The sequence below is a fragment of the Thiohalocapsa sp. ML1 genome (assembly GCF_001469165.1).
Taxonomy (GTDB): domain Bacteria; phylum Pseudomonadota; class Gammaproteobacteria; order Chromatiales; family Chromatiaceae; genus Thiohalocapsa.
In genome coordinates, this window is the sequence record NZ_JABX01000032.1 from 24,453 (window position 1) to 36,751 (window position 12,299).

11 protein-coding genes and 1 pseudogene are annotated in these 12,299 nt (G+C 68.0%); 8 read left to right on the forward strand and 4 right to left on the reverse strand.

What is annotated here, in order from left to right:
* Positions 1 to 226: 226 nt before the first annotated feature.
* The 8 genes from ML01_RS18465 to ML01_RS18500 all read left to right on the forward strand — a co-directional run bounded on the left by ML01_RS18465 (position 227) and on the right by ML01_RS18500 (position 9,401).
* Positions 227 to 2,593, forward strand: a complete 2,367-nt coding sequence (locus ML01_RS18465) for a VWA domain-containing protein (protein ID WP_162268055.1) — start codon at positions 227 to 229, stop codon at positions 2,591 to 2,593.
* Positions 2,590 to 3,150: a cytochrome b/b6 domain-containing protein gene (locus ML01_RS18470; protein ID WP_254045309.1), complete on the forward strand. Its 561-nt coding sequence runs from the start codon at positions 2,590 to 2,592 to the stop codon at positions 3,148 to 3,150. The genes ML01_RS18465 and ML01_RS18470 overlap by 4 nt, the downstream gene beginning before the upstream one ends.
* A gap of 4 nt (positions 3,151 to 3,154) precedes the next feature.
* A complete protein-coding gene (locus ML01_RS18475; protein WP_058556874.1) occupies positions 3,155 to 4,027 on the forward strand; it encodes a sugar phosphate isomerase/epimerase in 873 nt (290 codons plus the stop codon).
* Positions 4,014 to 4,907 carry a UbiA family prenyltransferase gene (locus tag ML01_RS18480; RefSeq protein WP_058556875.1) on the forward strand — a complete coding sequence of 298 codons (894 nt, stop codon included), beginning with the start codon at positions 4,014 to 4,016 and terminating at the stop codon, positions 4,905 to 4,907. Before ML01_RS18475 ends, ML01_RS18480 begins: the two co-directional genes overlap by 14 nt.
* Before the next feature lie 82 nt (positions 4,908 to 4,989).
* Entirely contained in the window at positions 4,990 to 5,826 is an 837-nt protein-coding gene (locus ML01_RS18485) for an EboA domain-containing protein (RefSeq protein ID WP_058556876.1), read from the forward strand.
* 46 nt (positions 5,827 to 5,872) lie between these two features.
* A complete protein-coding gene (locus ML01_RS18490; RefSeq protein ID WP_058556877.1) occupies positions 5,873 to 6,754 on the forward strand; it encodes a TatD family hydrolase in 882 nt (293 codons plus the stop codon).
* 11 nt (positions 6,755 to 6,765) lie between these two features.
* The gene (gene eboE / locus ML01_RS18495) at positions 6,766 to 8,019 is read left to right on the forward strand and encodes a metabolite traffic protein EboE (protein WP_058556878.1); all 1,254 of its coding nucleotides are present in this window, start codon (positions 6,766 to 6,768) and stop codon (positions 8,017 to 8,019) included.
* Positions 8,016 to 9,401, forward strand: coding sequence for an alkaline phosphatase family protein (locus tag ML01_RS18500; RefSeq protein ID WP_058556879.1), 1,386 nt, complete (start codon positions 8,016 to 8,018; stop codon positions 9,399 to 9,401). Before eboE ends, ML01_RS18500 begins: the two co-directional genes overlap by 4 nt.
* Before the next feature lie 263 nt (positions 9,402 to 9,664).
* Here ML01_RS18500 and ML01_RS18505 read toward each other — a convergent pair whose 3' ends face one another.
* From ML01_RS18505 to ML01_RS31435, 4 genes and pseudogenes are all read right to left on the reverse strand, one after another.
* Entirely contained in the window at positions 9,665 to 10,945 is a 1,281-nt protein-coding gene (locus ML01_RS18505; RefSeq protein WP_058556880.1) for a radical SAM/SPASM domain-containing protein, read from the reverse strand.
* A complete protein-coding gene (locus ML01_RS29680; RefSeq protein ID WP_162268051.1) occupies positions 10,938 to 11,102 on the reverse strand; it encodes a hypothetical protein in 165 nt (54 codons plus the stop codon). The genes ML01_RS18505 and ML01_RS29680 overlap by 8 nt, the downstream gene beginning before the upstream one ends.
* Before the next feature lie 194 nt (positions 11,103 to 11,296).
* Complete coding sequence (locus ML01_RS29685; RefSeq protein ID WP_058556882.1) at positions 11,297 to 11,611, reverse strand: TOBE domain-containing protein; 315 nt, start codon at positions 11,609 to 11,611, stop codon at positions 11,297 to 11,299.
* Between the two features lie 265 nt (positions 11,612 to 11,876).
* Positions 11,877 to 12,293: pseudogene (locus tag ML01_RS31435) on the reverse strand (ATP-binding cassette domain-containing protein); the annotation flags it as partial.
* Between the last annotated feature and the right edge of the window lie 6 nt (positions 12,294 to 12,299).

The window sequence follows — 12,299 nt, forward strand, 5'->3', positions numbered from 1 at the left end:
GCAAGGGCGTCTCATGGGGCGCCTCCCGGCGATGCGCCGCGGCGGCATGCTGGCCGTAGCCTTGCTGCTCGTGCTCGCGATGCTCGATCCGCCAATCCCCTGGAGCGAATCAGGCGTCGAGCTGATCCTTGTGATGGACGACTCATCGAGCCTCGGCCCCGCCGGTGCCGATCGCGCTTGGCATACCTTGCTGCCACTGCTGCGCCGCCTGCCCGCGGGAAGCACCTTGACGCTGATCCGCTTCGGCGTCGAGCCGGTGATTGAGCTTCACCGGCAGCCAATACGGGATCAGTTACCGCCGCTACTACCCCGCGCTCGGCCGATCTCGCATGCGGGCTCAGATATCGCCGCGGCGATCAACGCGATCCCCGCTGGCGGGAGCGTATTGTTGACCTCGGATGGCCTCGGTACGACGCCCGGCCTCTCCTCGGCCTTGGACCGACTCGCAGTAACCGGCACGCCGGTGTCTTGGTGGCATCTCCCGGACGTCCTGCCGGATGCCTGGATCTCGTCCATCGATGCGCCGGCTCAAGTCGCGGCGGACACGGCGATCCCGGTGACCCTGACCCTCGGCGCCGCCAAAGTGTCCACTCGCCTCCTATCGCTGGCGGTCGATGGGCAGGTACAGCGCCGGCGCCAGGTGTCGGTGCCGACGACCGAGCCCCTCGTGCTGCAGATGAAGCTCCCCGCACTCGCCGCCGGCGTGCACCATGTCAGCGCACGGCTCAGCGACCTGCCCGAGCGCAGCCAGGGCGCCCCGCCGACGGCGTCACCAGCGGCTCAGGCGTCGACATTGACGCGGGTCGATGGCGGGGCATCGGTGCTGCTGATCGGCGAGGATACCAAGGATCTCGCCTCGGCCCTCGCCGCCGGCAGCTGGGCGGTGAAGACGCGCGGTCCCGGCGATTTACGGGCCACCGAGTTGGCCGAGCCCTCGGTCATCATCCTGAATGATGTCCCGGTAGCGGCGCTCGGCCCACGGCATTGGCAGCAACTCGCCGACGCCGTCATCGGCCGCGGCAGCGGGCTCCTGGTGCTCGGCGGGAGCCACAGCTTCGCCGCTGGCGGCTATCGACATTCGACGATCGAGCAGATACTGCCGCTGCTGTCGGAGCCACCGAACCGCCTGCCCGCGGCGACAGCACTGTTCGCGATCGACAACTCCGGCAGCATGGGTCAGCCGATCAGCACCGGGCTCACGCGGCACGCACTCGCGCGTATTGCCGCGGCGGACGCCGCCGCCGTGCTGGGCGCCAAAGACAAGGTAGGACTAGTGCTATTCGGTGCCGAGGCGGAGCTCGTGCTGGCACCAAGGCGGCGTCAGGATCAGCGACTCGCAATCACCACCGCAACGTCCGTAATCCCCGGCGGCGGCACGCGCCTCGGCCCACTGCTGGCCATGGCGCTGACGCAGCTGGCCGGGCGTGATTCTGCAATCGACCATCCGCCGGGTGCCGCAGGCGAGCTCCCCGGCGGGTCGGTGCAGACGGACAAACCCATGCGTCTGTTGGTAGTCCTCAGTGACGGTCAGTTCGCCGACAACGACGACGACATGGACCCCGCGGCGCTGGGGGCGCGGCTCGCTGCATCAGGTATTGAGGTCATCGCCATCGGCATCGGTGACCCGGACCGCGCCGTCCCATTGCGACTACTGGCAGAAGCCAGCGGCGGTCGGTTCCATCAGGTGCCGCGCGCCTCGGCGCTCCCCGCCTTCGTGGCCGAGCGGTTGCAGGCGCGACGCACGGCGCCGCACCTTGGGCCATTCCTTGCGTTCGGCGCCGACGAACTGCCATTCTCGACGCCGCAGCGGATCGAACGCTGGCCTGCCGTAGCCGCCTTCCAGCCGACACGCCTGCGCGAGCATGCAAGCGCTGTCGTGATCACAGGCGACGAAGACCCGCTGCTCGCCTGGCAACGGACCGGGCTCGGGCGGGTCGTGGCCTTGCCCGCGGGGCTCGGTGAGTTCGCGCCGGACTGGCGGAGGTGGGACGCGTTGCCGACGCTGCTCGGCGCGATGCTGGCCTGGTTGAGTGGCGACGACCCCGGGTCGCCGCTCTTCATGGAAACCGAGCACACGCCCCGCGGCATCCGCTTCACCGTAGACATGACAGACAGCGAAGGCGCTTGGTCCACCACACGCGAGCTGGACTGGAGAATAGACCGGCCCGGCCCATCGCCCCTGGGAGCCGACGCGCGGGGACGCGTCGCAGCGATCGCACCCGGGCGATTCGAAGCCGAGCTGTCCGCACCGCAAGCGGGCCGCTATGATATGGCGCTGTTCATGGATGGTCGTGAGCAGCGGCGCTCAGTTTGGTACGAACCGAGGGTCGAATGGCTGCCCTCGCCGGTGACACGAGCATCCCTGGATGCGTTGCTGACGCTGCCGCGTTGGACCCCTGAAGCCGATTGGCCCCCAGCCGACTGGCCCGCGCGGCCGCAAGGCGCCGGTCGTGTCTTGGCAGCCGCTGCCTTGCTGCTGTTTCTGGGCCTCGTCGTTATGGAGCGACTGGGGCGCGAAGATTTGTTGCGGGCGCTGCACCAGGCGCTACGATGGTGGATAAGGCCTTGGAGGCTCACGAGGCGAGACGCTTGATCGAGGACAGCATCCGCGTTTGGGACGCCTTTCTTCGCCTATTCCATTGGGGACTGGTGCTTGCATTCGCACTCGCTTACATGAGCGCAGAGGAACACTACGGGCTGCACGTGTGGAGCGGCTACGCCGTGCTCGCGCTGATCGCCCTGCGCTTGCTCTGGGGCTTCGTGGGTACTCGGCATGCACGATTCGCCGACTTCGTCGCCGGTCCCCGTCGCGTGTCAGGTTATGCGCGCGCAATGCTGCGCGGAACGCCGCCGCGCAGCACTGGGCATAACCCGCTGGGCGGGTGGATGGTCTTGGCGTTGCTCACAGACCTGTCCATCATCGCACTGAGCGGTGTCGCGCTGGATGCAGCGGAGAATCGCGCCGGGCCGCTCGGCGGTACCCGCATGTTCCTTTATGGCGACCTGATCAAGCACACGCACGAAATCACGACGGACCTTGGCCTGGCGCTCATCGCCCTGCATATGCTCGGCGTCGCCGGTTCATCCTGGCTGCACCGAGAGAACCTGGTCGGCGCCATGATCACGGGACGGAAGCGGAAGCCGGATTGAACCCATGCGCAACGCCTACAGCACCAACGCCTATACGCGATATCACATCGACACGGCCGTGGAGCGTATCGCGGCACTCGGCTACGACGGTGTCGAGATCCTATGCGACCGTCCGCACTGGTTCCCGAGCGAAACCCGGCCAGCGGACGCACAGCGACTCGCGGAGCGGATGGTTGCACTCGGCCTCGGCGTAAGCAACCTAAACGCCAATACCGCATGCGGCTACTTCGATCCAATGCCGCCGGAGACCGTCTTCGAACCGTCTCTATCAAGCGCCGATGCGCAGCGGCGCCGCTGGCGGCTAAACTACAGCATAGCAGCGCTGGAACTGGCGCCTCGCGTCGGCTGCGCCAATATCAGCGTGACATCGGGCCTACCCGGTGCCGGCGGCACGCCGGCACAGGGGCTCGACCTGTTCGTGGACAGCCTCAAACGACTCTGCGATGCAGCCCACCGGCTCGGCGTACGCGTCGGCATCGAATACGAGCCGGGACTATTGGTAGAGCGAGCAACGGAACTCGCCGAGGTTATAGAGCGTGTCGACTCGCCATTGCTAGGTGCCAACCTGGACATCGGCCATGCCTGGCTCGCGGGCGAGACGCCAGACGCGACCATCGCGCTCCTGCGCGAGCGGATTTGGAACCTCCACCTGGAGGATATCGCCGGGCGCAAGCACTTCCATCTGATTCCCGGCGACGGTGAGCTACCGCTCCAGCAATGGCTCGATGCGCTGCGCAAGAACGGCTACGATGGCTGGAACACGGTCGAGCTCTACACCTATACCGCAACACCCGATGCTGCGGGAGCTCGATCGCTGGCTTGGCTCGATCGTTATGCAAAATGCACACGGCAGGGACAGGTAAATGACCGTCAGTAAGTTTGCAACCCAGCTGCGCCTTGGCGATTGGGTCGAGTTGGTTCGGTTGCCGGCCGTATTCTCGGCCTGGTCGAACATTCTCGCCGCACATCTGATTGCCACCACCGGCAGTCCGCATTGGCGCCTGCTGGCATTGCAGCTTGCCATTACCACGTCCCTGTATTGGGCCGGCATGGTGCTGAACGACTGCTTCGACCTCAACAACGACCGTATCGAGCGGCCGGAGCGACCGCTGCCGTCCGGGCGCATCGCGCCGCGTGCGGCCTGGACGGTCGGGTTTGGATTGCTGGTCGCCGGCGTCACCCTCGGCGGGGTCGCTGGTCCGCACCCCTTCTTGATCTCAATGCTGCTTGCGCTCGCCATTGTCGGCTACGACGCCTGGTTTAAGAACGGCCTGCTCGGGCCGGCAGCCATGGGCCTATGCCGCTGGCTCAATTGGCTGCTTGGCCTCAGCGTCGGCTTGCTCTTGGTGCCGGAGCTCCTGCTCGCGCTGCCGGTGTTTCTGTACACCCTTTCCGTAACGCTCCTGAGCCGAGCCGAGACGGTCAGCGGCAACCGCCTTGCCGTGCGTCACGCAGCCATCGCACTGGGGGTCACGCTGGCGGCGATCGTCGGCCTTTACCTCGTGGGACTGCTGACGGACCCTTATGCCCTAGCATTGACGGTGGTCGCGGGCGCGTTGCTCATTCGCCGCCTGCTGCGCCTCATGGACGACCCTCCTGCGGCGCGCGTGCGCGCGAGCGTTGGCCTCATGCTGCTGTGTATGATCCCGCTGGACGCCTTGCTGCTCGCCGGCGACGGCCAACGCCTCGCTGCGCTTGGCTTGCTGCTGCTGCTGTTGCCCGGATGGATCCTCGCCCGGCGGGTACAGATCACCTGACGGCCAGATTCCAGGACAACGCCGCGAGCCGGCAGCAGGGTCCAAGCTCTGTGCAGGCGAATCCACACACCGACGAAACCTTATGCAGCCGAGCACCTCCCCAACCCGCAAGGCGCTGAGCCACCACTTGTTCGCCGCCCTCTCGGCTGGCGGCAATGCAGGCCTCGACTGGCTCGAAGACGCACGCATAGCCGTTGCCGCAACATCCGCCGATCAGGTTGCGGACGCCCTGGCGCGACCGTTCGCCGGCGCCCGCCGCCGCGTCGGCAACGCCCCTTTGTGCGACCTCGGTCCACGCCTGGCCACCCCGTGCGGGGCGATCGCGACCGCCGGATGGGGCCGCGACGACGCCGCCCGCGCGTGCCTGCTCCTGACCGCGCTCGACACCGGGGCGGAGCCGCCGGCGCTGGTGGACGCCCTGTTTCGCGCCGGTGACGAGCGCGAACGTGCCGCGTTGATAAAGGCCCTGTGTCTGCTGCCGGAGCCCGCACGGGCGCTCGCAACCGCGCGCGCCGCTGGCCGCAGCAACAGCATGCTGTTGTACGCGGCCTTGGCGCTGGAGAACCCCTATCCCGCTTGCTGCTACGATGAGCGGGACTTTAATCAGGTCATCCTCAAATGCCTGTTCAGCGGCCTACCCATCAGCCGCGTGACCGGACTCCAATCGCGAGCAAACCCAAGCTTGTCGCGTATGTGCGAGGATTATCACGACGAGCGAATCGCGGCCGGCCGCACGCTACCGGCAGACATCTGGCTGGCGCTGGTGCCGCACGCCGGGGACCGCGGACTGGCGCTCGCGTGTCGCCAACTAGATGCGAACGCGCCCGGCCATGCGACCTATGCTGCCCAAGCCTTGTCGGGGCGCCGCGATATCACCGCGGTGCGCCAAGCCCTCGATGGCTACGCGCAACGGCAATAAACCGCCTCCAAACCTTTTCCACGAACACCAACGAGGCATCCTCAAAATGCGTTATTTCGACTCCCACATCCACATGCTCTCGCGGACCACGGACGATTATGAGCGCATGGCCGCGGCGGGCATCCTCGGCGTCGTCGAGCCCGCGTTCTGGCAGGGCCAGCCGCGCACCCAGGTCGGCACCTACATCGATTATTTCGACTCGCTCGTGGGTTGGGAGCGCTTCCGCGCCAGCCAGTTCGGCCTCCGACACTTCTGCGCCATTGGACTGAATCCCAAGGAGGCCAACGACGTAGCACTCGCTGAACAGGTCGTCGCACTGATGCCACGCTATCTGGAGAAGGATGGTGTCGTCGCCGTCGGCGAAATCGGTTACGACGACATCACGCCGGAGGAAGAACGCTTCTTCGCCGAACAATTGGAACTGGCAAAGGCGCACCGGCTGCCGGCACTGGTGCACACGCCGCATCGGGATAAGCTAACCGGCACCGAGCGCACCCTGGCGTTGGTACGCGAGGTAGGCATCGACGAGGAACTGGTGGTCATCGATCACCTGAATGAACTGACATTGCCGCTGGTAGTGAAAACCGGCTGCTGGCGTGGCCACTCAGTGTATCCGAACACCAAGATGTCCGAGGAGCGCATGGTGGCCCTGCTGAGGCAGTACGGTACGGAAAAGATGATCGTCAACAGCGCCGCGGATTGGGGTCGATCCGATCCACTAAAGGTACCTAAAACTGGTCAGGCCATGCTCGCCGCCGGCTTCAGCCAGGATGACGTCGACCTGGTTCTGTTCCGCAACCCCATCAACTACTACGCCCAGAGCGGGCAGATCTCGCTGGACGAGATGACCCGCCCGCGCATTGACCAAACGGCGTTGTTCAAGGACAACTCCGTGCTGCGCGGCCAAACGCCCCTGGTGGAATCCTGACCCGCGGCCCCGTGCTCTACCGCGCGCACGACCTGGGCTATTGCAGCAACGTACATGCCGGGGAGGACTGGCAGGCGGTTCGGCGCAACCTGCTGGAACCTGTCCGCGCCGTGCGCGAGCGTCGCGGTCTCGATCGCATGGCCGCAGGGCTCTGGCTCTCCGCGGCGGCCGCGACGGAACTGGCTTCGGACCCGGCGCCGCTCGGCGATGCCCTAGCACAGGCCGGGGTCGATCTGGTCACGCTGAACGGCTTCCCGTTCGGCAACTTCCATGCGGCGCGGGTCAAGGCAGGCGTCTACCGGCCGGGCTGGGACCTGTCGCAGCGCCGCCAGTACACGCTCGCGTTGGCCAAGATACTCGCTCGCTGCCTCCCGTCGGACGCGCCCATCGGGACCATCTCCACACTGCCCTTGGGCTACGCGCAAGGGTGGAATGCCGAGCGCGATGCCGCAGCGCTTGCGCAGCTCTGCCTGCTCGCTGCGGAATTGGGCAAGCTCGCGGACGAGACGGGCCGACAGATTCGTGTCTGCTTGGAGCCGGAGCCGGACTGCGCATTGCAAACGACCGCGCAGGCTGTGGCGCTGTTCACGGAGCGCCTGCCCACCGCGGCACGCGGCGCCGGCGTTGCCCTCGACGACTTGAGCGCTCACCTGGGCCTCTGCTTCGACGTTTGCCACCAGGCCGTCCAGTTCGAAGACATCGGTCGATCGCTGGCTGACCTCGACGCGGCTGGGGTCGTGATCGGCAAGATGCAGGTGTCGAGCGCGCTTGACGTCGAAGATCCGGCACATGCTGCTGCGGCGCTGGCACCCTTCGCGGAACCGCGCTACCTGCATCAGGTGCGTTGTCGGGCGCCCGACGGAGGCGTCAGCGCAAGCCCCGATCTCGAGACCGCACTCGCAGACCCCGGCTTCCCGCGCAGTGGCCGGTGGCGCGTTCACTTTCATGTGCCCATCCAAGAAACGACACCGGGCACCGCAGGGCTTGGCGCCACGACCGACGCCATTGACGCGATGCTGCTACATCTGGCGCAACCCTCTACCCCGTCTGCTGCCAGCAGGCGCGACACGCAAAGGCAACCACGGCCGCAGCTCGAAGTGGAGACTTACACGTGGCAGGTACTGCCCGAGGCGCAGCGCCCGCACGATGAGGCATCGCTGGTGGCAGGGCTCGCCGCTGAGCTCGACTGGCTGGAGACACGCATGACCACACATCGACTGCTTGACGCGGAGCGCAACCAAGCCCACGAGCGCGCACCCCGATGACCACCCACAGTGATCGCCCCCTCGTCGTCATCGACATCGTCGGCCTCACACCGACGATGATCGGCGCGCGCACGCCGCACCTTACGGCACTTGCCCGCGATGGTTTCATGGCGCCAATGGACGGCGTCTTTCCGGCCGTCACGACAACAGCGCAGGCGTCCATGCTGACCGGACTTGACGCCGCCGGCCACGGCATCGTCGGCAACGGTTGGTATTTCCGTGACCTCGCCGAGGTCTGGTTCTGGCGACAATCCAACCGTCTGGTGCAGGGCGAGAAGGTCTGGGAGACCCTACGCCGCACGCGACCGGGCTTTAGCTGCGCAAAGCTTTTCTGGTGGTACAACATGTACTCCAGCGCTGACTGGTCGGTCACGCCTCGGCCCATCTATTCGGCGGACGGACGCAAGATCCCCGGTCTGTATTCACGCCCGGCCGAGTTACACGCCGAGATGGAGGCAGCACTCGGCCCATTTCCGTTCTTCCACTTTTGGGGACCTAAGGCGGATATTGCGTCGTCTCGCTGGATTGCGGATGCAGCCCTCTGGCAGTTTCGGCGCCAGCCGGCGGACCTCACGCTGGTCTATCTGCCGCACCTCGATTACAACCTGCAGCGCATCGGCCCCGATGACCCGGCCATCGACAGGGATATCGCCGCGATCGACGCGGTTGCCGGCCGACTCATCGAAGGCGTCCGCGCCGCCGGCGGCGAGGTGCTGGTCGTCTCCGAGTACGGCATCGAGGCTGTCAGCGGTTGTTTGCACATCAATCGGATCTTGCGCGAGGCGGGCTTGCTGGCGGTCCGCGAGACCCTCGGCTGGGAGCTGCTGGATGCCGGTGCAAGCCGCGCCTTCGCGGTGGCCGATCATCAGGTCGCGCATGTCTATGTCGCAGACCCGACCGAAATCGAATCGGTCCGCAAGTTACTCGCCGCAACCGCCGGCATCGAACGCGTACTTGGCCCGCAAGATAAATCCAGCCTCGGCATCGACCATCCCCGCGCCGGCGAGTTGGTCGCCATCGCGGAGCCCGAGTGTTGGTTCAGCTACTACTACTGGCTGGAGGACAGCCGCGCGCCCGACTTTGCACGCACCGTGGACATCCACCGCAAGCCCGGTTACGACCCGGTAGAGCTCTTCGTCGACCCGTTCCTGATGCTGCCGCAGCTCAAGGTCGCCTGGCGGCTCGCGCAAAAACGTCTCGGCTTGCGCATGCTAATGGACGTGATCCCGCTGGACCCTGCGCTGGTCAAAGGCAGCCATGGGCGGCTGCCGACACGGCGTGACGAGGGTCCTGTCGTCATCGGCTCGGACGCCCGCCTCGCCACCGACAGCTTGCCCATGACTGCGGTGCGCGAATTGATCATGCGCCACTTTCGTGTCTGATTTCGGATTGGGGTACGGTTTGGTGGAAGTGCCTAAACCAACCTCTGCACCTGAGATCCACGGCGCCCCGGCGCTCTCACCGCGAGGCCAAGACCGGTTCCACGCAACTTCCCTGCCTGTGGGTGACCGAATCCCGCATCATCGCTGACCGAACTCCGGACGCAGGGGCAGCCCGGCGCACGGTCTCTGCGCAATCCCGTGGCCCCCGGCGAGTCCGACGAGGCCGGACCGGGAGCCCCGTGTGTCGCTCGGCCGAGGCCGGGTCAGTGCCCCACCCGCCCCCCCTCCCGCCCCGCTCGCAAATAGCCCCGTGAGCAGTCCACCAGGTCCATCACCGGGCAGCCTCCAAGGCAGTAATCGTACTTGGCGCAAGACCCGCAAGCGTGACGGCCCCTCGCCCGGGCGGCCATGTCCTCCCGGAAACCGCGCGCGGCCAGCGCCGACCAAATCTCCCGGAGATGCTGGCGGCGGAGGTTGCCCACGCAGTGAGTGGGGGTAAAGGTGCAGGGGAGCACGTCCAGGTTAGGCAACAGGCCGACGCTTGAGCGCAGGGCGGAGCAACCCTCCAGGTAGCGCGCCGCGTGCGCGTCGAAGTCGCTTCCGGTGCCGGTCACCGCCGGGGTGAGGCAGCAGTCGAAGCCCACCCGGGTGACATCGGCCAGGCTGAAGAAGGCGGCCTGGAGCCGCTCGTGGACCGCCCGGGCGGGCAGGGCCGCCAGCGGCTCGCCGAAGGAGGCCCCCCGGCCCACCGGCTTGAAGGCGAGGAAGATGACCCCGTATAGCCCCTCCTCCCGGCGGCAGAACTCGACGATCGACCCCAGACGGGCGAAGGTCTCCGCGTTCAGGGTGACCTGGAGCACCGTCGGCACGCCCTGAGCCCGGAGCCGTGCGAGGGTCCGCCGGAAGTAGGCGAAGCCGGTGGCGCGGTAGCGGTCGAACGGCTCCCCGACCCCCTCGAGGCTCAGGCCCACGGCTCCGCAGTAGCGGCCCACCAACCCCAGGGTGCGGTCATCGAGCCCGAACCCGCTGGTGGTGAGGTTGGGCACGAGCCCGAGGGCGTGGCAGCGGGCGAGGATGCGCGGGAGCTCCGGGTGGAGCAGGGGCTCGCCGCCGCCCAGGGCGACCTGGAAGGCGCCCACCTCCGCGATCTGCTCCAGGGCGAGCTCCACGTCCCTCAGGGTGGCGTGGGCGCCGCGGGGGGTCGAGTCCGCGTAGCAGTGGGGACAGCCCAGGTGGCAGCGGTCGGTGATCTGAAAGTCGACCAGGGACGGGGCGGACAGGGTCGGGACCGGGCCGGGCCCGTCCCTGGCGAGGTCGACCACCCGGATGGGCCGCCCGTCCAGCCGCGTCACGCTCTCCCGCACCTCCCCGAGGAGGCGTGCCTCCTCCGGGCCCAGGGGCAGGCCCGGGTCGACGGCGTAGCCGCGCAGCAGCTCGAAGGCCTCCCGGTCGACCTCCAGGAAGGTGGCGTCGGCCGGGTCGAACAGGACCCCGCCGAAGGACTCGGCCCGGAGCAGGAGGGGCAGCTCGGCGAGGCTACTCATCGGCGTCGGAGGGCGGCCTGCGCTTGCGCCGGCGCAGCACCCGCTCCCCCACGAACACCGCCACCAGGGCCGCGACCAGGCCGCCGATGACCAGGCTGTTGCCCGCGGCGGGGCTCGGCGGCGGAGCGGACACCCCGTGCGGGGCGGGGGCGGCCACCGCGGGAGTGGCCGGCGTCCCCGGGGTGGGGAGGGCTGCGGTGGCGGGGGCGCCGGGCGCGGCCTGGGTCTGGCCCGCGGCCGGCGCCTGGGGCGGCGGTGGCAGCCACTCGGTGTAGGCCGAGGAGTTGGTGGTGTACCCGCGGCGAAGGCGAAGGATCTTCATGGTGTCCGCCAGGCTAGAGAGGCAGGAGCTCAGGGCAGCGGGTGGGGAGAGGCGTCCGGGTGCAGGGCGACGCCCACCCGCTCCCCCTCCCGCAGCCGGTGCAGGCCCGCGTTGCGCGCGTGCAGGCGCAGGCCCCCGTCCAAGGCCAGGTGCACATCCTGGTAGGCCCCATAGTACTCGACGGCGGTAACGCTGGCCTTGACCGGGGCCGCCTCGGCGGTGGCGAGGACGAGGGCCTCCGGGCGGACCAGGTAACGCGCTGCGGGGTCCAGGTCGCGGCGAGGCGCCAGGGGGGCCAGCTCGGCGCCGGTCAGCAGGTTGGTGTCGCCGAAGAACTCGGCCACCCAGGCGTCGGCGGGGCGCTCGTAGATCAGGCGGGGGGGGGTTGTGGTCGATCAGGCGCCCGTCCTTGAGGACCAGGATGGCGTCGCTGAAGTAGAAGGCCTCCTTGTGGTCGTGGGTGGCGATCAGGGTGGTGATGCCCTCCGCCCGCAGGCGCCGGTGCAGGCGGCGGAACAGGCGCCCGCGCAGCATCGCGTCGATGTTGCTGAAGGGCTCGTCCATGAGGAGCACCCGCGGGCGTACCGCGAGCGCCCGGGCCAGGGCCACCCGCTGCTGCTCGCCGCCGGAGAGCCGGTCGATGCGCCGGTGCCTCAGGTGGGGGATCTCAAGGAGTTCCAGGAGCTCCTCCACCAGGGCCCCCGCCGCAGCGGGGCGGCGCAGGCCGAACGCCAGGTTCTCCTCGACGTCCAGGTTGGGGAAGAGGGTGAACTCCTGGAACACGAGGGAGATCTCCCGCTGCTCCGGCGGGACGTGCAGCCGGCCCCGTGACAGGCAGCGCTCCCCCAGGTGCAGCTCCCCCGCGTCGGGTCGGTCGAGCCCCATCACCAGGCGCAGCAGGCTGGTCTTGCCGCTCCCGCTGGGGCCCAGCAGTGTGGTGGTGGAGCCGGTCTGGGCCTCGAAGGAGACGTCCCGCAGGATGTGGCCACCCCGCACGGCCCTGGTCAGTCCGATCGCCCTCAGCACGGCCGC